The organism is Cupriavidus sp. FW305-F7, from assembly GCF_058782875.1.
Window position 1 is genome coordinate 88,367 of record NZ_JBYSYC010000014.1, and the last position, 20,445, is coordinate 108,811.

General features: G+C 58.9%; 22 protein-coding genes and 2 pseudogenes. 15 read left to right on the plus strand and 9 right to left on the minus strand.

Annotation, left to right across the window (positions count from 1 at the left end; all coding sequences use genetic code 11):
• Nucleotides 1-163: 163 nt before the first annotated feature.
• The 10 genes and pseudogenes from AC3WL8_RS15370 to AC3WL8_RS15415 form a co-directional block, all read left to right on the plus strand.
• Complete coding sequence (locus AC3WL8_RS15370) at nucleotides 164-2,650, plus strand: heavy metal translocating P-type ATPase (protein ID WP_492378395.1); 2,487 nt, start codon at nucleotides 164-166, stop codon at nucleotides 2,648-2,650.
• Complete coding sequence (locus tag AC3WL8_RS15375; RefSeq protein ID WP_211980570.1) at nucleotides 2,647-2,868, plus strand: hypothetical protein; 222 nt, start codon at nucleotides 2,647-2,649, stop codon at nucleotides 2,866-2,868. The genes AC3WL8_RS15370 and AC3WL8_RS15375 overlap by 4 nt, the downstream gene beginning before the upstream one ends.
• 15 nt (nucleotides 2,869-2,883) lie before the next feature.
• Nucleotides 2,884-3,186, plus strand: a complete 303-nt coding sequence (locus AC3WL8_RS15380; protein ID WP_492378396.1) for a hypothetical protein — start codon at nucleotides 2,884-2,886, stop codon at nucleotides 3,184-3,186.
• Nucleotides 3,187-3,225: 39 nt separating this feature from the next.
• Nucleotides 3,226-3,486 carry a DUF2933 domain-containing protein gene (locus tag AC3WL8_RS15385; RefSeq protein WP_211980572.1) on the plus strand — a complete coding sequence of 87 codons (261 nt, stop codon included), beginning with the start codon at nucleotides 3,226-3,228 and terminating at the stop codon, nucleotides 3,484-3,486.
• The gene (locus AC3WL8_RS15390) at nucleotides 3,486-4,151 is read left to right on the plus strand and encodes a methyltransferase family protein (protein ID WP_492378423.1); all 666 of its coding nucleotides are present in this window, start codon (nucleotides 3,486-3,488) and stop codon (nucleotides 4,149-4,151) included. Before AC3WL8_RS15385 ends, AC3WL8_RS15390 begins: the two co-directional genes overlap by 1 nt.
• Nucleotides 4,152-4,187: 36 nt before the next feature.
• Nucleotides 4,188-4,454, plus strand: coding sequence for a DUF5676 family membrane protein (locus AC3WL8_RS15395; protein WP_211980573.1), 267 nt, complete (start codon nucleotides 4,188-4,190; stop codon nucleotides 4,452-4,454).
• Between the two features lie 119 nt (nucleotides 4,455-4,573).
• Nucleotides 4,574-6,514: an ATP-dependent zinc metalloprotease FtsH gene (gene ftsH, locus AC3WL8_RS15400; protein ID WP_211980574.1), complete on the plus strand. Its 1,941-nt coding sequence runs from the start codon at nucleotides 4,574-4,576 to the stop codon at nucleotides 6,512-6,514.
• On the plus strand, nucleotides 6,501-7,298 hold the full coding sequence (ppk2, locus tag AC3WL8_RS15405) for a polyphosphate kinase 2 (RefSeq protein WP_211982092.1): 798 nt from the start codon (nucleotides 6,501-6,503) through the stop codon (nucleotides 7,296-7,298). The genes ftsH and ppk2 overlap by 14 nt, the downstream gene beginning before the upstream one ends.
• Nucleotides 7,299-7,342: 44 nt before the next feature.
• A complete protein-coding gene (locus tag AC3WL8_RS15410) occupies nucleotides 7,343-9,754 on the plus strand; it encodes a heavy metal translocating P-type ATPase (protein WP_492378397.1) in 2,412 nt (803 codons plus the stop codon).
• 265 nt (nucleotides 9,755-10,019) lie between these two features.
• A pseudogene (locus AC3WL8_RS15415) lies at nucleotides 10,020-10,362 on the plus strand (DUF3141 domain-containing protein); the annotation flags it as partial.
• A gap of 276 nt (nucleotides 10,363-10,638) precedes the next feature.
• On the opposite strand, the gene AC3WL8_RS15420 reads toward AC3WL8_RS15415, so the two are convergent.
• The 8 genes and pseudogenes from AC3WL8_RS15420 to AC3WL8_RS15455 all read right to left on the minus strand — a co-directional run bounded on the left by AC3WL8_RS15420 (nucleotide 10,639) and on the right by AC3WL8_RS15455 (nucleotide 15,194).
• Entirely contained in the window at nucleotides 10,639-11,136 is a 498-nt protein-coding gene (locus AC3WL8_RS15420) for a cupredoxin domain-containing protein (RefSeq protein ID WP_492378398.1), read from the minus strand.
• 45 nt (nucleotides 11,137-11,181) lie between these two features.
• Nucleotides 11,182-11,445, minus strand: coding sequence for a hypothetical protein (locus AC3WL8_RS15425; protein ID WP_371827385.1), 264 nt, complete (start codon nucleotides 11,443-11,445; stop codon nucleotides 11,182-11,184).
• 95 nt (nucleotides 11,446-11,540) lie between these two features.
• The gene (locus tag AC3WL8_RS15430; protein WP_492378399.1) at nucleotides 11,541-11,957 is read right to left on the minus strand and encodes a hypothetical protein; all 417 of its coding nucleotides are present in this window, start codon (nucleotides 11,955-11,957) and stop codon (nucleotides 11,541-11,543) included.
• A 163-nt stretch (nucleotides 11,958-12,120) separates the two neighbouring features.
• On the minus strand, nucleotides 12,121-12,627 hold the full coding sequence (locus AC3WL8_RS15435; protein ID WP_211980578.1) for a hypothetical protein: 507 nt from the start codon (nucleotides 12,625-12,627) through the stop codon (nucleotides 12,121-12,123).
• A 163-nt stretch (nucleotides 12,628-12,790) separates the two neighbouring features.
• Nucleotides 12,791-13,282: a c-type cytochrome gene (locus tag AC3WL8_RS15440; protein ID WP_211980579.1), complete on the minus strand. Its 492-nt coding sequence runs from the start codon at nucleotides 13,280-13,282 to the stop codon at nucleotides 12,791-12,793.
• Between the two features lie 373 nt (nucleotides 13,283-13,655).
• Nucleotides 13,656-14,156 carry a hypothetical protein gene (locus tag AC3WL8_RS15445; protein WP_492378400.1) on the minus strand — a complete coding sequence of 167 codons (501 nt, stop codon included), beginning with the start codon at nucleotides 14,154-14,156 and terminating at the stop codon, nucleotides 13,656-13,658.
• 256 nt (nucleotides 14,157-14,412) lie between these two features.
• Nucleotides 14,413-14,970, minus strand: a pseudogene (locus AC3WL8_RS15450) (MBL fold metallo-hydrolase); the annotation flags it as partial.
• Nucleotides 14,971-15,032: 62 nt separating this feature from the next.
• Nucleotides 15,033-15,194 carry a hypothetical protein gene (locus tag AC3WL8_RS15455; RefSeq protein ID WP_211980581.1) on the minus strand — a complete coding sequence of 54 codons (162 nt, stop codon included), beginning with the start codon at nucleotides 15,192-15,194 and terminating at the stop codon, nucleotides 15,033-15,035.
• A 1,336-nt stretch (nucleotides 15,195-16,530) separates the two neighbouring features.
• Here AC3WL8_RS15455 and AC3WL8_RS15460 point away from each other — a divergent pair.
• The 5 genes from AC3WL8_RS15460 (at nucleotide 16,531) to AC3WL8_RS15480 (ending at nucleotide 19,649) form a co-directional block, all read left to right on the plus strand.
• A complete protein-coding gene (locus AC3WL8_RS15460) occupies nucleotides 16,531-17,160 on the plus strand; it encodes a cytochrome b/b6 domain-containing protein (RefSeq protein ID WP_013955351.1) in 630 nt (209 codons plus the stop codon).
• A 21-nt stretch (nucleotides 17,161-17,181) separates the two neighbouring features.
• Nucleotides 17,182-17,955, plus strand: coding sequence for a molybdopterin-dependent oxidoreductase (locus AC3WL8_RS15465; protein ID WP_013955352.1), 774 nt, complete (start codon nucleotides 17,182-17,184; stop codon nucleotides 17,953-17,955).
• Nucleotides 17,956-18,019: 64 nt separating this feature from the next.
• A complete protein-coding gene (locus tag AC3WL8_RS15470; protein WP_492378401.1) occupies nucleotides 18,020-18,292 on the plus strand; it encodes a pentapeptide MXKDX repeat protein in 273 nt (90 codons plus the stop codon).
• A 249-nt stretch (nucleotides 18,293-18,541) separates the two neighbouring features.
• Entirely contained in the window at nucleotides 18,542-18,979 is a 438-nt protein-coding gene (locus AC3WL8_RS15475) for a hypothetical protein (protein WP_492378402.1), read from the plus strand.
• A 295-nt stretch (nucleotides 18,980-19,274) separates the two neighbouring features.
• Nucleotides 19,275-19,649, plus strand: a complete 375-nt coding sequence (locus AC3WL8_RS15480; protein WP_492378424.1) for a MerR family DNA-binding protein — start codon at nucleotides 19,275-19,277, stop codon at nucleotides 19,647-19,649.
• A 48-nt stretch (nucleotides 19,650-19,697) separates the two neighbouring features.
• On the opposite strand, the gene AC3WL8_RS15485 is transcribed toward AC3WL8_RS15480, so the two are convergent.
• Nucleotides 19,698-20,333: a TetR/AcrR family transcriptional regulator gene (locus tag AC3WL8_RS15485; RefSeq protein ID WP_492378403.1), complete on the minus strand. Its 636-nt coding sequence runs from the start codon at nucleotides 20,331-20,333 to the stop codon at nucleotides 19,698-19,700.
• Nucleotides 20,334-20,445: the final 112 nt, after the last annotated feature.

Here is a 20,445-nt window from a genome sequence, read left to right on the forward strand (position 1 = left end):
TGCGTCATGTGGCGTTCTACATTCATCCCCAAGCCAGCGCCCGCAGCGTCCCCGGCTGTCCCATGGGCCCTTGATTGAAATCAAGGGGCAAATCGACTGGTCGCCCAGAATGAGAATAGAAATTATGTGCTGTCCTCCTAACCGCCCCCAAGGAGAGGATGGAATGCCGACCAGGTCCGCTACCCCTAACTCGAGGAATTACGGCGTTACCGACACCCAGACAGTCCAAACGACCGCCGAGGGCCCAGCTGCCTCTCAGCAACTCGTGCGTGACCCCGTCTGTGGCATGGAGATTTCCTCACGGGAAGCCGCTGCCAGCGCGGATTTTGACCAGAAGCGGTATTGGTTCTGCTCCTCACACTGTGAGCAGGCTTTCCTTGCCAACCCGGCGCAATATATCCCTCACCCCGTTGATAAGCGTAGCTCGGCTGGGCGCTCCCGTAGTGCTGCTCCGCCGGTCGGCACTCCTACCTCTGCGGCGGCGACGCCCGCGCTTGCTTCCAGCGCCGCCAAGCAACTCGCCAAGGACCCCATCTGCGGAATGATGGTGGACAAAGCTACGGCCCTGTCCACCGAGCGTGGCAACCGCAAGTACTACTTCTGCAGCGAGAGCTGCCTTCGGACCTTCGAATCGCCAGAGAGCGAGTTGAAAGCCATGAAGACGCGCGTGACGATTGCCCTCACGGGCGTCCTAGCGCTGGCGGTGCTGCGGGCAGGTGCTTTCCTGGCGTTGGCGGCTGGAGCGACCCTGCTGACATGGGCGCCGATTCCCGCTTTACCTTGGTTCACTTGGGGTATGTGGCTATTCCTCCTGGTCACGCCGGTCCAGTTCATTGGCGGCTGGAGCTTCTACAAAGGCGCGTGGAACGCGATACGCACGCGCAATATCAACATGGACTTCCTCATCGCCCTAGGGACGTCCGTCGCCTACTTTTACAGCGTAGTAGTGCTGTTCTTCCCCTCCTGGCTGCCCGTCAAGGTCGAAGAGCGGGACGTGTACTTTGAGGTCTCGGCGGTCATTATCGCCTTCGTGCTGCTGGGCAAGTACATGGAGGAAATCATCAAGAAGAAGTCCTCCGCTGCCGTTCGACGTCTGCTCGACCTGCGCCCCGCCATCGCTCACGTGCTTCGCGACGGGAAGGAGGTGGAAATCCCGGCCGAAAGCATCATGGTGGGCGAAGCCGTCGTTGTACGCCCCGGCGAGAAGATTCCCACGGATGGCAAGGTTATCGAGGGCCAGTCCAGTGTCGACGAATCAATGCTGACCGGCGAGTCAATGCCCGTGGAAAAGAAGCTTGGCGCTGCCGTTATTGGCGGTACCCTCAATCGCAGTGGTGCCTTCAGTTTCCAAGCCACAAAAATCGGGGCAGACACTGCGCTTGCTCAGATTATCAGGATGGTCGAGGACGCCCAGGCCAGCACCGCGCAGATTCAGCGACTGGCCGACCAGGTCACCGGATACTTCGTGCCGGCCGTTGTCTCGGTGGCCGTGCTGGCGCTGGTTGGATGGACGGTAGCAGGTCACTTCCCCCATGGGCTGCTCGCGTTTGTGGCGGTACTGATTATTTCGTGCCCGTGCGCTCTAGGTGTTGCAACACCGGCATCACTGATGGTCGGTGTCGGCAAGGGCGCAGACAATGGCATCCTGATACGCGGCGGCGAGGTGCTTGAGCGGGCCGAGAAGCTCACGGCGGTTGTCTTTGACAAGACGGGGACGATTACGCGCGGAGAGCCCACCGTGACTGATGTCCTCTCATTGTCGAACCATGAGGAATCAACGCTATTGACCTTGGCTGCCGCTGTCGAGAGTGGGTCTGAGCACCCCTTGGGCGAAGCCATCGTCCGCGCCGCGCAACATCGCGGTTTAACCATCCCGAAAGCCAACGGTATCGTGGCCCTGTCAGGCATGGGAATTCAGGGCCAGGTCGACGGTCAGCTGGTCTGGCTAGGCAATCGGCGCCTGTTTGGACGCCAAGGCATCCCGGCCGATGCGGCCGAACCCGTACTAGGGAAGCTCGAAGCCGATGGCAAGACGGCCATGCTGGTCGGCGCTGGCACACAACTGCTCGGCGTAGTAGCCGTGGCTGACACCGTAAAACCCGAGGCCGCCGAAGCGGTCGCAGCATTGAAGGCGCGCGCCATCAAGGTTGTGCTGCTGAGCGGTGACAACCGTCGCACTGCCGAGGCAATCGGCCGGCAGGTTGGCATCGAGCATGTCATTGCCGAAGTGATGCCGGAAGACAAAGTCGAAACTATTCACGCATTGCAGAAGCAAGGTGAAGTCGTGGCCATGGTGGGGGACGGGGTCAACGACGCACCGGCGCTGGCCGCAGCGGACATCGGCATTGCCATCGGCTCAGGCTCGGATGTTGCCAAGGAAACTGGCAGCATCATTCTCATTCGTGATGACGTGCGTGACGTGGTCGCCGCCATTGAGCTGTCCCGCGCGACGATGCGGAAAATCAAACAGAACCTCTTCTGGGCGTTCATTTACAACACCATCGGCATCCCTGTCGCCGCATTTGGACTCCTGAACCCCATCTTTGCAGCAGCGGCGATGGCGCTGTCTTCGTTGAGTGTGGTGGCCAACTCGGCACTGCTGAAGCGCGTACGACTCGGCTCCTTGATTACCAGCCCGGAGGCGAGATGAAACACGCACTGGCCTGGATTTGCGCCGCCCTTGCAACGCTGCTCGCGGCGGCTATCGTCTACCGGTTTGGGATTTCGCCACTCACGATATTGGTCGCGCTACTCCTGCTTTCCTGTCCAGTCGTGGTCGTCTGGGTAAGTCTTCGACTCTCTCGACAGTGCGAACAGGACATCCGAAACGCAGTAGAAGGTGAACTCAAAAGTCGCGACAAACCTTGAAGAGGAGGTCCGTCAATGGACTGGCTTACACAGAACTCTGTATGGCTCCTGATTGCTGCGGCATTGGCGTTATTGATGTGGCGTCGATTCATGGCCCGCCCAAACAGCGAGCATCGCGACGTCTCGTACACAAGTCAAGGGAGCGGGAACGATGCACACGACCCCGTCACCGGCAACAAGGTAGATGCCGCCCACGCCATCACGGCGAATTTCGAAGGAAAGACGTTCTTTTTCGAATCCGAGAGTTCGCGCGCGGTGTTTCAGCAAAACCCTGAACGATTCGCCCACCAGCACCATCGCCACCACGGCTGCAGTTAGCCGGCACCGTGAATAGTGTCCATTCCATCGGAGGAAAGTATGAACCACGACAACCATGAAGGACCGGAGCATACCCAACGAACGGTTTCAAGGTCCAAGGTCGTTACGATTGGCTTTCTACTGGTAATTGGATACTTCCTGTGGACAGAACACCGGGCGCACTTCATTCAGTTCCTGCCATTCCTCCTGCTGGCCGCCTGTCCGCTAATGCACCTCTTCATGCACGGGGGGCATGGTCACGGTCAAGGCCATGGAAAAGACGAAACGCCGAAAGATATGAACACTAAGGGAGAGCGATGATGCAACACGATACGCAATCCGGCTACGGTCTGTGGTCTCTGGTCATTATCAACTCAGCCGTCTTCATCATCTTCGCCTTCAGCTTCACCAAGCCGAAGACCCAGCGTGACTGGCGGTCCTTCGGCGCATTCTCGGCGTTCATCGTGGCGCTCTTTACGGAGATGTATGGCATTCCCCTGACTATTTATCTCCTGCTGCCGTGGCTTTCGGCGAAGTTCCCTAGTATCGATTTTCTGTCCCACGATGCCGGTCACCTTCCGGAGATGATTTTCGGCTGGCGCGGCAACCCCCACCTGGGGCCATTTCACCTCGCCAGCGACATCCTGATTTTCGGCGGCTTCGTCATGCTGTCTGCCGCGTGGCGCGTTCTGTACCTGGCCCAGCAGCAGCACCGCCTGGCGACCACTGGTCTCTATGCACGCATGAGGCACCCCCAGTATGTCGCCTTCGTCCTGATTATGTTCGGCTTCCTGCTGCAATGGCCGACGATAGTCACCCTGGTGATGTTCCCTATCCTGGTCTGGATGTACGTTCGGCTCGCCAAGGCGGAGGAGCACGACGCGCTAGCCGAATTCGGGCAGGAGTATTACGAATACCGCCGAAAGACTCCAGCGTTCATTTCGCACATCTCTGGCGGAGATGTTCCTCGGACACGCCCTCATTGAAGTCAATCGCTATCTTCCCTGCACACGGAGGCTGCTATGAAGCCCTTCAAAACAGGTGTGACGCTATCTGCCACGGTCGTGCTTTTCTACGCTCTATGCACGGTTGTATGGATGGCTCTTCCTGAGCCTTTCATGAATTTCATGAACGCGCTGTTTCACGGTCTCGACTTCCGGCGCCTGCAGACGGGTGAACCGTTGTCGTGGTGGTCCATCATCTACCCGGCCTTTGTGTTTGCAGTGTGGTTCTTTGCTGCCGGTGCATTCTTTGCGTGGCTGCACAACAACCTCCGAGGAGAAAACTGACCCCGGGGCCTGGAGTGTATGACTGCAAGGTGTAGCACCGCGCCCCGACCGGCGGCCGGCTGCGAACAGCAGCGACCGCCGATTCTTCTTGCCTTTACCCGCTAACTTGAAAGGCCCCAATGGAACCGCGTCAACAACAGTTCTCCCTCTTGTATGTACTTGCGGCGGTCCTGATGATGCTCGCCATACAGAGCTACGTAGGCACCTCTCATGTCGAAACGCTGCCGTACAGCGATTTCAAAGTGCTGCTCAAGGCTGGCAAGCTCAAGAACGTCGCGCTTGGGGAGGCGGCCATTACCGGTACGCTCAGCACCGACGGCATCGAGAAGCTACTTCCCAAGCAGCAGGTCGACGAGATGCTGCGCGAGGGGAAAGGCGACCATCAGTTTTCCACGCTCCGGGTAAATGACCCCAATCTGGTTCAAGACCTCGAAGCGGCCAAAGTGCGCTTCGTTGGGCAAGCTGACAATAAGTGGATTGGTGTCCTGCTCTCGTGGATTGTGCCAGCCCTCCTGTTCTTTGCAATCTGGAGTTTCATGATTAAGCGTATGGGCGGGGCTGCCAGCGGGATGATGGAAATAGGCAAGAGCAAGGCAAAGGTCTACATGCAGAAAGAAACCGGCGTGACGTTTGCCGACGTCGCCGGCATCGACGAAGCCAAGGAAGAACTTGCTGAAATCGTCAACTTTCTGAAAGACCCTCAACGCTATCGGCGCCTGGGTGGAAAGATTCCAAAGGGCGTACTGCTCCTGGGGGCTCCCGGCACAGGCAAGACATTGCTGGCAAAGGCAGTCGCCGGGGAAGCTGGCGTGCCGTTCTTTAGCTTGAGCGGCTCGGAGTTCGTTGAAATGTTTGTTGGCGTAGGGGCGGCGCGGGTGCGCGACCTATTCAACCAGGCCGAAACCAAGGCACCCTGCATCATCTTCATTGACGAACTCGACGCGCTAGGCAAGACCCGTGCCCTCGGTGCAGTTACCGGCAATGACGAACGCGAACAGACCCTGAACCAGTTGTTAGTTGAGATGGACGGCTTTGATACCAACAAGGGCGTCATCATCATGGCGGCCACCAACCGGCCAGAAATCCTGGACCCGGCGTTGCTGCGCCCCGGCCGCTTCGACCGCCATATCGCCCTGGACCGCCCTGACCTGAAAGGGCGCGAGCAGATTCTCAAGGTACACATCAAAAATGTCGTTCTTGCCCCGACCGTCGACCTGACCAAGCTGGCCGGGCGCACGCCCGGATTCGCGGGCGCCGACCTCGCCAACCTTGTCAATGAGGCCGCACTCCTGGCGGCCCGGAAGGGCAAGGATGCCGTGGAGATGATTGATTTTGACGAGGCGCTGGACCGCATCGTAGGCGGCTTGGAGAAGAAGAACCGCGTGATGAATCCGCAGGAGAAGGAAACCATCGCCTACCACGAGGCCGGTCATGCCATCGTGGCTGAGTCGCGGCCACATGCTGACAGAGTTTCCAAGGTCTCTATCATTCCCAGAGGCGTCGCGGCATTGGGGTACACGCAGCAGACCCCGACAGAGGACCGCTATCTCCTGAAGCAAAGCGAGCTGCTCGACCGGCTCGATGTCCTGCTCGGTGGCCGCATTGCCGAGCAAATTGTCTACGGAGACGTTTCGACTGGCGCGCAAAATGACCTGCAACGCGCAACAGACATGGCCCGCCAGATGATTACGCAGTTCGGCATGAGCGAGCAGCTTGGACTTGCCACTTACGAGGACAGGCCGAACCCGCTCTTTACTGGACCAGAACTGATGCCTCGGCAACGCAAGGAATATAGCGAGAGTACGGCGCAAATTATCGATGCAGAAGTCCGGACGATTCTGGGCGACGCGAGCCAGCGAGTGAAGCGGACGCTGCTGGCAAACCGGCATAAGCTGGACGCGCTGGCAAAGCTGCTGCTCGAACAGGAGGTCGTAGACCGACCTGCCCTGGAGTTGCTGCTCTCCGAAAAGGTCACGCCGCTCACCCCCGGAAAGCCTCACCCAGGCACGCCCAATGTGCCCGATTCGCGGAAGGTGAACCATGAAAATGAAGACAAGTAAAAAGGATGCTCCGTCTGAGGTGAGCGCAATCTCCCATGAGGCCTACGAGGAGAATCTCCACCTGCTTCAAATTGAGCTGGTCAAACTACAGAAGCACTTCATTTCCTGCGACGACCGGATTCTGGTGATTTTCGAAGGCAGGGACGCCGCCGGGAAGGACGGCACCATCAAACGTATTGTCGAGCATCTCAGCCCTCGTGAAACCCGAGTCGTCGCGCTTGGTAAGCCGTCCGACCGCGACAGAGACTCATGGTACTTCCAGCGCTATGCGGCCGAACTGCCTGCGGCCGGCGAGTTCACACTCTTTAATCGCAGTTGGTATAACCGCGCGGGAGTGGAGCATGTGATGGGCTTCTGCACCGATGATGAGCATGAGGAGTTCATGGCAAGCGTCCCGGAGTTCGAAAAGATGCTTGTACGTTCAGGAATACGTCTTATCAAGTACTACCTTGACATCAGCAAGGCCGAACAGAAGAAGCGCATCGAAGAGCGTCACCGGGACCCGCTAAAGCAGTGGAAAGTCAGCCCCATTGACGAACAAGCGGTATCGCTTTGGAAGAAATACAGCAAGGCACGGAACGAAATGTTTGCTCGAACCAGCGACATCGTGCCATGGAACGTCGTGCGCGCCGACGACAAGCGCGTCGCGCGCCTCAGTGTCATCAAGGATTTACTGACCCATCTTCACTATGCGCACAAGGACGCTGAACTGATTCGCCCTAATCCGGAAGTTGTGTTTCCTTATGCAGAGGAACATCTGCTGAGCGGCGCGATGGCGAAATGAGGCGATAGTCCACCACGGGCCTGTGAACTGCAAGGATGGATGAGATGAAGACCAGCATCATTGAAGTTGGAGGCCTGCTGTCCGTTCTGAGCGCTCGCGGGGTGGAGAAGCGCCTTACCAGACTACCCGGCGTTGTCAGGGCGGAGGTTAACTGCGTCACTGGCAGCACTACGGTGGAGTATGACGAAGCCGTAACCAGCCTGATGGAGATAAAGGCGAGATTGGAGGAGTGCGGTCATCATTGCCATGGCGAGCTGGTTCCACGGCATATTTGCATGCCCGAGGACCCGCCTGTCGAACTCGCAGCAAGCACTACACCCCGGCTGGCTGCGCTTGGCAGACGGCGGGACCATGTACATCCGGCCGCCCACGATGCCAAAGGGAGAGCCCACGCGCACGCGGCACACGACCAGATGGCCCACGAGATGGGTCACGGGGCCGGTATGGACATGAAGGAGATGGTTCGCGATATGCGTAACCGTTTCTGGATTTGCCTGGTATTCACGATTCCCATCTTTCTCTACGCGCCGATGGGAATGCAGATTCCCATGCCGGCTCCGCCATTTGGCCTAGCAATGAACCAGTGGCTATTTCTGCTGGCAAGCGCTGCCATTCTTTACCCAAGCTGGCCCTTCTTCGTTTCCGCCTGGCGAGCACTCCGGGATGGCACGCTCAACATGGCGACGCTGGTTGTCCTATCTGTCGGCACAGGCTATCTGTTCAGCGTCGGGGCCACTTTCTTCTTTGCCGGCGAGCAGTTCTACGAAGCATCGGCGGTACTCCTGGTGTTCATATTGCTAGGGCATTGGCTGGAGATGCGCGCACGGGCCGGCGCCTCAGACGCTATCCGCACGCTAATGGACCTGGCCCCGCCAAAGGCCACAGTGCTGCGCGATGGTCGCGAAATCGAGATACCCACAGCAGAAGTCCAAGTAGGCGACGTCATCATCATTCGCCCGGGCAATAAGATTCCGGCGGACGGTGCTGTTATCGATGGCGTCTCCCAAGTGGACGAATCGATGCTGACCGGCGAGTCCCTGCCTGTTCGAAAGGGGCCAGGCGATAACGTCATCGGCGCGACGATTAACAAGAGTGGCAGCTTCCGCTATCGCGCCACAAGAGTCGGCAGTGACACCGCACTCGCGCAAATCGTCAAGCTGGTGCAGGAGGCGCAGAACTCCAAGGCACCTGCGCAATTGCTGGCGGACCGCGCCTCGCAGTGGTTGGTGCTCGCGGCGCTTGGTATTGGCATAGTGACGTTTGTTACCTGGTATTGGTGGTTAGGCCAGCCTTTACTTTTCGCTCTTACGCTTACGATTACAGTCTTCGTCATTGCCTGCCCCGACGCACTCGGACTGGCAACTCCAATGGCGGTGATGGTCGGAACGGGGCTTGGTGCAATGAACGGCATTCTGTTCAAGAATGCTTCAGCCTTGGAGGACGCCACTAAGTTGGATGTTGTCGTCTTCGATAAGACTGGCACGCTGACCATGGGTGAACCTGAGGTGGTGGACATTTTTACCCCGCAGGATGTGGACGTGAATGCGATGCTCGCACTCGCGGCCTCTGTCGAGCAGAGCTCTGAGCATCCATTAGCCCAAGCTATCCTCAAGCGGAGTGGCACCCTGGCCAGGCCGGTCTCTACCGGCTTTACCAATATCGATGGAATGGGAGCCAAAGCGGAGGTCAACGGGCGGCTAGCTCTGCTTGGCAACCGCAAGCTGATGGCCACACAAGAGGTGGACATGAGCGGCCTTACCGCGAAGGCGGACCTGATGCAAGGCGCAGGCCGAACGGTCATTTATGTCGCACACGGTGGCAAATTGATTGGCTTGATTGCCATCGCCGATGCACCACGACCAACCTCAGCAGCGGCAGTAAAAAAACTGCGCGAGCGAGGTGTACGGGTAGCCATGCTGACAGGGGACAACAAGGCCACTGCAGAACGCATCGCAGCCGGCCTCGGCATCGAACTGGTGCTTGCCGATGTTCTCCCCGGGGAAAAAGCAGAAAAGGTCAAGGAGTTACAGGCGCAAGGCAAGAAGGTTGGTATGGTCGGCGACGGAATCAACGACGCTCCTGCGCTAACTCAGGCGGACGTGGGCTTTGCTATCGGCGCAGGCACCGACGTCGCAATGGAGAGCGCTGATATCGTCTTGATGAAGAGCGACCCGTTCGACGTGGTGGGCGCCATCGAGTTGTCGCGCGCCACCTTGCGAAAGATGCACCAGAATCTCTGGTGGGCTGTGGCCTACAACCTGGTCGCCTTTCCGCTGGCAGCGGGTCTGCTCTATCCCTTCACCTTAAGCCCCGAGATTGCAGCACTCTCCATGTCGGGTAGCTCCGCCTTAGTGGCAGTCAATGCGCTGTTGCTCAAGCGCACCAAGCTGGCCGGCATCCGCGCCACATTGCCGCCGGTGCCGTCCACGGATGTAGCTGCACCGATTGCCGGATGAGCCGCATTCCAATGCCGGAAGCTCAAAGAAGAGTGACTAGGAGCCTCATGGCCGAAGACACGATACTGCGTAATCGACGCCAAGTGCGTCCCTCGTCGCCCAGCGGGGCACAGGAAGGGGAATTAGTCGCTGCCCACTGATTGACGATGCCTCGCAACATTCCGTTCCAGCCGTGGATGCATTGCGGCAGTGGTGGGACTACTCCACCGATTTGGCTCAGCGCTGGATACTCTTCGTGGATATCCTGCGGCAGCGAGCAAACAATATGCTCGCTCATGAAGAGGCCGAGGCCGACTTCCACCATTGCTGCACTTCGACTACGAGATGTTGCTCGATGCCAGAACGTTCGAGCGCCCGGCTAACTACGCGCTGCTCCGTATCACGCGCTGTGGCACGGACCATTTGGAGGAACTCGTACGACTTGACGCAACGCCAGTCATTATCATCGACCCACGTGCTGGTCACGTCCCTGGTATCGGAGGCTTCCTGACTCCGAAGTCGACATGGCACTCGCCGAAGGACACCCCGTCTACTTCGTAATCTTCTTCCCGATTGCGTGCCCTGGACAGACCATCGGAGATGTCCTCCATGCTTTGCGCACATTTGTCTAAGAGGTCGCACGACTCGACACGTGATTCAGTCGCCAAGGCAACATTTCTATGGCTATATGGACAACCATGGTCATACCTGCCGGCTCAACGGGACAACCCCACAACGTGCAACTGCGCACGCTGAGAGCCAGACCAGAGGCCTATGATTGCATGGGGTTCGATATTGCCCGGCGTTGCCCACGAGCAGGCTGGTCGAACTACGTCTTGCCTACGAGGAACCCTGAAAAAGGGGTACCTTGAGGGCGGCGTTTCCATTTGCGGTAGGCCGCAGCTTCACTTTACAATGACCGTGCCGCTCATACCCGCATCATAATGGCCTGGCAATAGACAGGCGAATGACACCGTACCAAGCTTTGTAAATTGCCAAATGATGTGGCCGGACTGACCCGCCTCAACTGTGAGGGCGCTTGGGGTCGCATATTCCTTTTCCGGCGTTTGCATCCTGGTGTGATAGAGCTCTTCCAACTGGCCCTCGGTCCCGAGCACCATCTCATGCTTTACCTTTCCAGAGTTCTTCAAGATGAAGCGGATTGTCTCGCCTCTCTTAACCGTTATCTTGGAGGGGGTGAAGCGCATGTCATCGGTCATGTCCACATTGACGGTCCGGCTTACTTTTTCCGGGTCGCCCGGCTTTCCGAAGGCTGTCACTCCACCACCACCGTGCCCGTGGCTGTGCCACCATGCCGGTTGCTCGCCGGCTGCCAACACCACGCTTGACAGCGCTGTGGCAGCGATAAAGGCAGCCAGTTGGAGCTTCATCAATAGCTTCATTGAACCCCTCCTTCAATGTCTGATTGTAAAAAGCGTAGGCATATCTCAGGTCGTACCAGGCAGCGGGCTTGCTGCAAGCACTGCAGCAGTAACCAACACCCCCGCGAGCACCCAGGACTCCACATGTAAGACAGCGGCAAAGCGCTTGATGTATCGAGTGCGCGATACTGATGACCAGTTTTGCAGCGACTCCAATAAGCGAGGCATTTCAAAGAATCGGTTGTGCCCCCCGAGGGCCACGGCCTGCGCAAATACGGAAGCCCAGACAACCGCCAGGCTGGCGCCGGCCAGCATGCGTGTCAGAGACATGTCAATCCTTACAAATGGAAAGCTTGGAGTGTCGCGTTAGCCACTGCTGTGGCAACGCCCGGTGTGTGCGCCCAAAAATGGACGCACCTAGGGCATCAAACGACCGAGGCAGGCGGACGCTGGAGCGCGTCCGAGATATGACTGACGAATGCTTCCGTCAGGCCAGAAGGAGCCTGAGCTGGCGCATTGTCGAGGTGAACAAAAAGCGGGGTAGCGTAGGGGACGACCGAGCAAAGCGAACAAGCGGCGCAGCCTGAGCACGCATGGCCTGCATGCTTTCCAGATTTGCCTTGCTGCTTAGTATCTGCATCGCTCATGTGCGCGATGCAGTGGTCGTCGTCTTCATCTGAAGATACTGAATTGACGCCTTCTTGGCCATCAGACTGCACCTGCACCCCGCCCGCGTAAGCCTGCGTCACGCCCTTTGCCATCATCGTGGCCGCAGTCACTCCTTGCAGCGGAAGCGCAGCAATCAGGAGCAAGAGAAGGAAACGTGTGACGAGTCGAAGCATCGGGGGCGGTAGCAGCCCTGTGACTGCGGACTCGTAGTTTAGCGAACGTGGCCCGGCATTCCAATAGGAATCGTTCGCAACACGCCACTCCCGTGGGACAGTCAATATAAGACTTGACCCTCCTACTGTGGGAGGGTGTGGGCCTCTGCTGCGAACCGGCTTGCTACTTCCTCATCATGCCGCCGCCCATCGGCTGGGCCATCCCAGGCCCCATTCCACCGCCCATCCCCTGGTAGTCCGTCATCGCCTGCATCATTTCCTGCATCAGGGCCACGTGCTGCTCCGTCATCTCATTGCACATGCCCGCCTGAGCGGTCCTCACCTTGCTCGTACCCGTTGGTGGGCGCATTCCAGCGCGCCCGGGCATTCCGCTGGCCTTGTGCACGGTAGCCATGGCTTCCTGCATGACCTTTGCCCGTTCGGCCATGAGCGCTTGCCGCTCTTCCGGAGTATTAGCCCGCGACAACCGCTCCCGGATTGCGCGCAGATGGGCAATCTGGGCGTCAAGGTCAGGGTTCCCCTGAGGCGCTGCGGCCGGCGACTCAGGACGCTCCGGGGCATGGTGCTTCTCGTGGGCGGCGTCTTTGGCAGGCGGTGCGGAGAAAACCAATGGAGTCCAGACCACGGCGGCGAGCGTAACAAGGAGAGAAGCGCACCGATTCTTCGCCATGATGATATTCCTTTGCTGGTTAGGATTAGGCTGATTCGCCCTTTAACGAAGGTACGATATTGCTCTCGAGAGAAGTTGATTTGCATCAACGAGCCGATGTGCCACACGCCGTTGCAAGGCTGGGCAGCGCGAGCTCAGCTGACAATGGCGATAACTACGAGACCTAACGGTTCCGGTATTCCGTGGTTGCCTCTTGCTGGGCAGCCCGCAATTCAGCAGGCCACGTGCTCTTGATATAGGCAAGGACGGCGGCGATGTCCGCGTCCGACAAGGAAGCTTTGAATGCTGGCATATCACTTTCATAGCCAGCTGGCACTGTTACGCCAGGAACCAGGCCATCCTTGGTAATGGCAAATAGTATTTGGTCCGGATGGTGCCAGGTGTGGCCGCTGGCGTCGTGCGGCGGCGCCGGCAATCGTCCGTTTGGTCGGCGATTGCGCCAGTCCGGCTGGCCCTCGAGATTTGCGCCATGACACGCGGCACAATGGCTTGCGTAGACGACTTTCCCTCTGCCAACCAGCACTCTGTCCCCGGCGTCTAGCTTTGGGAAGCCCTCTCCGCCGCCCCTCCAGTTCAGCGTGGAAATCAATGCTGCAATGACGCCCACCGTGGCCAGCACGGTACTGGCCCATCTCAGAATCTGCCAAACTCTCATAGCCAGCTGTTCCGTGCTCTTCCCAGGGCCTCAACCATGCCCAGCTTTAGCTGTCGTGGCTGAGGAAGATGATGGCCATCAACATTCCGTAGTTCTGGCAGATGGTCGTAACCCCTGCGAGGCACGACGCGGTCGCTGGGCATGGCCACCCTCGCCAGCGCGCAAGTCGGCGCTGCGGTGGGTACGTCGTGCCCGCGTTGGCGGGCTAGCCTGTCGAGGACTGGGAAGCCCTTGACGAAATCGAGCAGTCTGGAAGGCTGCCCGTCTTGACCATGGCAGGTCAATGGGGGCAAATGTGTGCCGCCCTAATGAAATAGCGCGTTTTAGAACGCGCTATTTCACAATATCTCCCCCTGAGAAATCGCGGTAGCCCTCAAGGTTGGCGCGGCTGCATCCAGTTCTGGTGCATCATCATGTGGTTCATCATCATCTGCTGCATGCCCATGTACTGGTCCGTCATGTACTGCCGCTGCTTCATCTGCTCAGGGGTGAGCTTCGAATAGTAGCCGCCCATCTGTCCCCACCCCATCATGGGGCCGCCCATCATGGGGCCGCCCATCATGTGCCCGCCCATCATCCCAGGCCCCCACATGCTGTGCATCATGCCCATCGTGCTCTGCATGGCCGCCCAGTGCTCCTGAAGTAACTTCTGGCGCTCTTGCGGGTCCTGCGTTTGGCGGATTTTGTCCATCTGCTCCTGCATCTTCCGCATGTTTTCCTGAATTTGCGCCGCCTGCTTATCAAACTCGGCGACGTTGGGTTGCTCCTGTTTTGCTGGGGCACTCTTGGCAGCAGGCTTACTTTGTTGAGCTAGCGCAGGAGTAACGCAAAGCACGATTGCGGATAACGCTGCCCCTATGAGTTCCTTCTTCATCTTGTCTCTCCTATTGGCCTTTCTACCCCAGTCGACGGCGTCGGTCAGTCTCAAGGCTACTGATTCGAAGCCAGGACAAAGCTCAAAACATATGAGCGTCCCTTCTCCTATGCAAAGGATAGTCTCCTCAGGCAAAGAGAGTTGATGCAAGACAACAATTGAAAACAGCCCGCCTCAACGCGGACCGGTCCACTGTCGCCCATCGAGGTGCTGCTCTCATCCGCCACCCATCGGTATGGTCGGTCACTGACTTGGCTTAGATGACGTTAAGCGGGATTTTTAGATAGCGCATGCCATTCGCATCGGGCGGCGGCAACTCTCCGGCCCGAATGTTGACCTGCACCGACGGCAGTATCAGGGTGGGCATCGCCAGCGTCGCATCGCGTGCCTGGCGCATGGCTACGAACTGCTCTTCACTCACCCCGTCGTGCACGTGGATATTGCGTCCGCGCTGGGCACTGACCGTGGTTTCCCATGTCGGGGCACGGCCCTCGGGCGGATAATCGTGGCACATATAGAGCCGGGTATTGGCCGGCAAGTCCAGCAGCTTGCGGATGGAGCGATACAACTCGTGCGCGTCGCTGCCCGGGAAATCGCAGCGAGCCGTGCCGACGTCCGGCATGAACAGCGTATCGCCGACAAAGAAGGCATCCCCAATCTGGTAAGTCATGTCGGCGGGTGTATGCCCTGGCACATGAATCGCCCTGCCGGTCAGGCCACCGATGGCAAACGTCTCTCCGTCTTCAAACAGGTGGTCGAACTGCGACCCGTCGAGCCGGAACTCCGGTTCCAGATTGAAGAGCTTCAGCAAAACCGGGGCAATTTACCATTGGGTACCGGGAGGTCGCCGACGGCGCCGAACTCGACTACCGAACATCAGATGCCAAGTTGGTTGCGGCATTGCACAACTGGTTCGAGGCACAACTCGCCGACCACGGACCGGATGCCATCGAGGGGCAGCGGCATAATCATGGTGACATGCCCGAGCGTGGAGGTGTCATGCGGCGCCGTTGGGTTCGGCTCAAATACCTCGAGCATGCGAAAGAAGCTCCGCAGTGACGTCCTTTGTTGTCAAGAGGCACTCATCAAACACCGCACATAGCGAGACGAAGTACTCGGCTGCTGCCGCGGGCCCGGGCGCTCCGACAAGCAGGAACTGTCGTCCATCAAGCGTGAAGCCCCTGCGGCGAGCGAAGTCCAATTGACTGATTGGAGGGGTTGCCCAGTATCTGCCGGTGTCTGAGAATCTCCCAACAATATGCCGTTCGCCACGGTAGGTCTCCAGCAAGCGCCAATTTTCGACATACCTCTGCTTGACCTGGGCCGACCGCAATGCAATGACCGTCGGCATGCTGAAACTCCTGGTTCGCCCTCTTTCACGTCCTGCACCCATGGATGCAAAAAGAGGACCGCACTACAGCAATAGTGCAGCGTTACATCCACACATACTCGCCCGTAATATCTTTCGTGCCCGTGACTTTGTTATCCCATGTCGCCACCAGCCAGAAGAGCGACCATAGCCCATTCTCCCGACCCGGGGGACCGGCTAGAACAAAGCGAAGCCCCTGCTCGGTAACACCTGTCCGCGTATCCCAATTGAAAGACGTAATAGGCGGGGTGACGCGGTAAGGACCAGTACGAGTGCAAATGCCAACAAAGTGCCGGCTCCCGCTATAGGTCTGCAGCACTCGCCATTCTTTTAGCGTTGCGTCGCCGGCCGTATCCTCCGGCTTCGAAATCCACGCAGGCATGGGGGCCTCCTGCAACGACGCCTCATCTGACTCCCGACCACATCCTGTCGGGAGAAGGCCGATAGCATTCGTTCCTGACTTCAGTAACTTCGACAAAGCGTCAAAGGCAAGCGTGGTGCTCAACGTGAAGCGCCGAGGCGCTCATCGTCGACGCCGGCGCTGAGTACCAGATGTACCCTCCGAAGGCGGGAACCGACTGGTCATTCCCTGACAGCAGCGGCGCTGGCTCTACCAGCATGGAACGAGTTCGGGAATCTTCCAGCCCGGCCGCGGGCGAGCGAGGCTTCAGTTTCGGGGCCGCCAATACGTCGGTTCTGCTTCCTCCGATCGGGGCTTCGCGTCCACGGTCGATACACCCCATGCAGGGCCGGACGGAGAGCGAAGGCCTGCTTTGCCTCCTCCGGGATTTGCTCCTATCGTGAATGTGCGTGTCGCTCTTATTTCAAAAGCCGAACCGGTGTGGATTTCCTGAGCTGACAAGTGTCGTTTGCCGCATTCGCCAGCAGCGGAACCTAGGGTGGCAGGGCAAGCATGCACTGACCTTGTAAGGTCTCGGCGTCTGGGACGACGAACGTGGTGAAGAAGGCGGTCACCGATGTGCCGCCTGGCGTCGGAGAAAGCAAGTGAAGAATGCCCACCATGTGCCGCCCGATAAGCTGGCGCCGCACAGCCAGTCCATCCAGCCTGCATGGGTTCGCATCACGCACTGGCTGAATCTCATCGCTGTGCTCATCATGATGCTTAGCGGCTGGCGCATCTACAACGCATCGCCGCTGTTCGGCTTCCACTTTCCCAATGCAATCACTCTGGGCGGCTGGCTTGCCGGGGGCCTGCAGTGGCATTTTGCAGCGATGTGGCTCCTTGTCGCCAATGGCCTGTTCTATTTGGTGATGAATATCGTCACGGGCCGTTTCCGGCGGCGCTTCTTTCCGCTTTCCGTCCCAGCGGCACTGCGTGACATTGCAGCAGCCATGCGTGGCAAGCTCGCGCACCCCAATCTGGCCGAATACAACGCTGCCCAGAAGCTCTTCTATGTGGGCGTGGTGGTGGTGATTGTGCTGACGGTGCTGTCTGGCCTTGCAATCTGGAAGTCGGTTCAATTTCCCTTGCTGCGTGTATTGATGGGAGGCTACGACGCTGCGCGTTGGGTGCACTTCATCGGCATGAGCGCGATTGCGCTATTCCTTGTCATCCATGTGGTGATGGTGTTGCTGGTACCACGCACACTCATCATCATGTTGCGCGGACGCTAGTTCTCGATGCGGAGAATGGTCATGAGCAAAGCTGAGCAAATCGTCAGGCTCGACCGCAAGCTGATATTGCACGATGCAACGCGCGAGCTGAGCATGCCATCTCGCCGACTGTTCGGAAAGCGTGCCATTACGCTTGGTGGCTTGCTACTGCTGACGGGCTGCAGCATTACCGACAAACCGTCGGTTGAGTCCTTTCTGATGGCAGTTTCGCGCTTCAATGACCGCGTGCAGGGCTGGCTGTTCGACCCTAACCGGCTGGCGCCGACCTATCCCGAGTCAAGGCTGACGCGGCCGTTTCCTTTCAATGCCTACTACGGCCTCGCTGATGTACCAGAGGTAGATGCCAACGCGTTTCAACTGGAAGTCGGTGGCTTGGTCTCGCGCAGGACGGCATGGACCCTCGAAGAACTCTACGCGTTACCGCAGACGGCGCAGGTGACTCGCCATATTTGTGTCGAGGGGTGGAGTGCCATCGGCAAGTGGGGCGGTACACGCTTCTCTGATTTTCTCCAGCGCGTCGGAGCCGATACCACTGCAAAATACGTGGGCTTTCTCTGCGCCGATGACTACTACACAAGCATCGACATGCCCACTGCGCTGCATCCACAGACCTTGCTTACTTTCACCTACGATGGCGAACGCCTGCCGCCGAAGTATGGGTTTCCGATAAAGCTGCGCATGCCCACCAAGCTTGGGTACAAGAACCCGAAGCACATTGTCGCGATTTACGTCACAAACAAGTATCCCGGCGGTTACTGGGAAGACCAGGGATACAACTGGTTTGGGGGCTCCTGACCCCCCGAAACCTGACCGGCAAGTCTGCCGGCTTCTCCCTACCAATCCAATCAAGGGGTACAACATGAACAAACGCCTGGTTTTGCTGCTTTCCTCCGCGGTGTTGCTTGCCAGCCATGCATGGGCACAGGGCGCGATGAAGAAGGACGAGATGGGAAAGGGCGCCATGGGTGCCAGCGGCAGCATGGCGAAAGAGTCCATGGGGAAGGACGATATGGACATGAAAAAAGAAAAAATGAGCAAGAGTCACGCCAAGAAGCCCCACGAAAAGAAGGAGGGCATGAGCAAAGGTACGATGGAAAAGGATTCCATGAGCAAGGACGCCACGAAGCAATAGTAGGTCGTACGCACCATCCCGTGGACTATCAGGCGAAAGGAAGCCTCGACATCCGCCGGCCGACAGCGGTTGAGGTTTCCGGCCAGCAAATTGCTCGTGGAGTTTGATGGGCTCGTGATTCAAGTTTGCTGGTTGCAGAACTTACGGATTGTCACGACTTGTGGGTCAACTCGGACGCCGACCGTACCGTTTGTTCCGGTAAGCAAGGCGCATCGCCGAGCTGCTGAATTTTTCCCAGGAGTCCACGTCATGAAGAAGCTGTTCGCTGCACTCGCTTCCGCCGCCCTCGTCGGTACCGTTTTCGCGCAGACTGCTGTGCCAGCTTCCGCGACTCAGCCGCAGGGCGGGGCGTCGAAAGACCAGGCGAAGGTCGTCAAGGAGAAGAGCGCCACGCAGGCAAAGGCCGACAAGAACCACAAGAGTGCCGGTGCGCATGAAGTAAAGGCCCAAGCCAGCACCAATAAGGAGAAGGCTGACGTAAAGGCCGATGCCAGTAAGTCAGCCGCCAAGGGCAGCCACCACAATGCGAGCAAGACGAAGGCCGCCCATACCGAGGCTGGTATGGCGAAGGCTGACGCAAAGAATGATTCCGACACGGCGAAAACCAAGGCGGATGTGGCGAAGCCTGTGGCGCAGCCCGACGCCGCGAAGGCCGCGGCCAGCGTGGACAAGACGAAGAACCAGTAAGCTGCTCCTATCGGGCGTACCGAGGGGCCGTTGCCAGGGCGAAAGCCGTGGCGATGAAGCCTGAGTGCAGGAGCTTTGCGGAGAGCGCAGGTTAGCCGGAATGCCAGCCTGGTCTCTCCGCGCTTGTCACGTTTGGGGGCTTTCCCATGCCAATTCATGACGTCGGGGCTCGCCGACTGCATGGCGGAGTTCGCGGTCTTCGATGATTCCTTCGCCGTATGCAGGGCACTGCATCGCCCTCTGAGTACGGAGTCAAGTGATGGAGTCGACCCTGATAAATGGGTAGTTGGCCAAGGTGGCCAACGTTGGCGTGGAAACGGTTCGCTATTACCAACGATGCGCAATGCTGTCGATACCCGAACGCGTGCATGGCGCCATTCGTCAGTATTCCGGGGACAGCCTGCAGTGGCATCATTTCATTCGCCGGGCCCAGGCACTTGGGTTCACCCTGGACGAGGTTCGTACGCTGCTGCAACTGAACGACGGCAGCAAATTCGGAACTGCGCGTGCGCTGGCCGAACAAACGCTGCAAGTCGTCGAGGAACGGCTGCGCGATTTGCGGATGCTGCGGACCGAGTTGAGAAGTCTTGTTGGGCAATGCCGCGACAATCGCGATGAGGTCCTGTGCCCGCTCATTGCCAACCTGTGTGAGGCCAATTGGCCAAAGTAGTCGCGGCTCAAGCCCTTGTGCGTCGTGCTCCGTGGCGAGGGCCGGCCGTTATGCCGCGTACAGCAGGAACGCCCGCGCCATCTCCATATCCAGCCGCCGGTCCGACAGCGCAAAGGTGCTGTCGCGGTTGATCAGCGCGTACAGCAGGGTGCCGGCCAGGGCCTGGTGCGCAAAGCGGATGCGCAGTTCCAGTTCCGGCGAGGCGCCCGCCGGGTGCAGCCGCGCCAGGCGTGAAGCCAGGTCGTCCATGTATTGCCGGTTGAGCTGCCGGATCGGATCCTCGCCGCTGGTGACGCGGGCCACCAGCGAGGCACGCAGCACCCCGGCATTGCGGTAGGCCCAGATGCGGCTGTCGCGCGCCAGCGTGCACACGGCGTCTTCCAGCGTCGGCGGGCATGTGTCGAGTTGCGCAAGGCGCTCGGCCATGGCCTTGCGCAGCGTGGTCAGCACCAGGGCCTGCAAAGCCTTGAAATAGCTCTCCTTGCCTTCGAAGCGGCTGTAGAACGCGCCAGTCGTGACGCCGGCGTGCGCGCAGATTTCCTGGATCGAGACCTGTTCCAGCGTGCGCTCGCGCAGCAGCCGGCGGCCGGCTTCCAGCAGCAGCAGCGTGGTGCGCAGGCCACGCGAATAGCGCGGTGCGGCATAGCCGGCGTGGCCTTCCAGCCCGGTCAGCTTGTTTTCCATGACGACCCTTTCTCCCCGCAGGGCGTGGCTTGGGCCCGCCCCGGCATGTCCGTGTTTTTACGGATGTCGTGAACCGTATCCGGCCAACATACTGGCCCGAAAACGTAATCCA

Coding starts and splice junctions, on each gene's coding strand:
- AC3WL8_RS15390 (WP_492378423.1), top strand. CDS start 3,486: ATGCAACACGATACGCAATCCGGCTACGGTCTGTGGTCTCTGGTCATT.
- AC3WL8_RS15410 (WP_492378397.1), top strand. CDS start 7,343: ATGAAGACCAGCATCATTGAAGTTGGAGGCCTGCTGTCCGTTCTGAGC.
- AC3WL8_RS15385 (WP_211980572.1), top strand. CDS start 3,226: ATGAACCACGACAACCATGAAGGACCGGAGCATACCCAACGAACGGTT.
- AC3WL8_RS15485 (WP_492378403.1), bottom strand. CDS start 20,333: ATGGAAAACAAGCTGACCGGGCTGGAAGGCCACGCCGGCTATGCCGCA.
- AC3WL8_RS15420 (WP_492378398.1), bottom strand. CDS start 11,136: ATGAAGCTATTGATGAAGCTCCAACTGGCTGCCTTTATCGCTGCCACA.
- AC3WL8_RS15470 (WP_492378401.1), top strand. CDS start 18,020: ATGAACAAACGCCTGGTTTTGCTGCTTTCCTCCGCGGTGTTGCTTGCC.
- AC3WL8_RS15465 (WP_013955352.1), top strand. CDS start 17,182: ATGAGCAAAGCTGAGCAAATCGTCAGGCTCGACCGCAAGCTGATATTG.
- AC3WL8_RS15475 (WP_492378402.1), top strand. CDS start 18,542: ATGAAGAAGCTGTTCGCTGCACTCGCTTCCGCCGCCCTCGTCGGTACC.
- ftsH (WP_211980574.1), top strand. CDS start 4,574: ATGGAACCGCGTCAACAACAGTTCTCCCTCTTGTATGTACTTGCGGCG.
- AC3WL8_RS15425 (WP_371827385.1), bottom strand. CDS start 11,445: ATGTCTCTGACACGCATGCTGGCCGGCGCCAGCCTGGCGGTTGTCTGG.
- AC3WL8_RS15445 (WP_492378400.1), bottom strand. CDS start 14,156: ATGAAGAAGGAACTCATAGGGGCAGCGTTATCCGCAATCGTGCTTTGC.
- AC3WL8_RS15395 (WP_211980573.1), top strand. CDS start 4,188: ATGAAGCCCTTCAAAACAGGTGTGACGCTATCTGCCACGGTCGTGCTT.
- AC3WL8_RS15455 (WP_211980581.1), bottom strand. CDS start 15,194: ATGCTCGAGGTATTTGAGCCGAACCCAACGGCGCCGCATGACACCTCC.
- AC3WL8_RS15370 (WP_492378395.1), top strand. CDS start 164: ATGCCGACCAGGTCCGCTACCCCTAACTCGAGGAATTACGGCGTTACC.
- ppk2 (WP_211982092.1), top strand. CDS start 6,501: ATGAAGACAAGTAAAAAGGATGCTCCGTCTGAGGTGAGCGCAATCTCC.
- AC3WL8_RS15430 (WP_492378399.1), bottom strand. CDS start 11,957: ATGCTTCGACTCGTCACACGTTTCCTTCTCTTGCTCCTGATTGCTGCG.
- AC3WL8_RS15375 (WP_211980570.1), top strand. CDS start 2,647: ATGAAACACGCACTGGCCTGGATTTGCGCCGCCCTTGCAACGCTGCTC.
- AC3WL8_RS15380 (WP_492378396.1), top strand. CDS start 2,884: ATGGACTGGCTTACACAGAACTCTGTATGGCTCCTGATTGCTGCGGCA.
- AC3WL8_RS15440 (WP_211980579.1), bottom strand. CDS start 13,282: ATGAGAGTTTGGCAGATTCTGAGATGGGCCAGTACCGTGCTGGCCACG.
- AC3WL8_RS15435 (WP_211980578.1), bottom strand. CDS start 12,627: ATGGCGAAGAATCGGTGCGCTTCTCTCCTTGTTACGCTCGCCGCCGTG.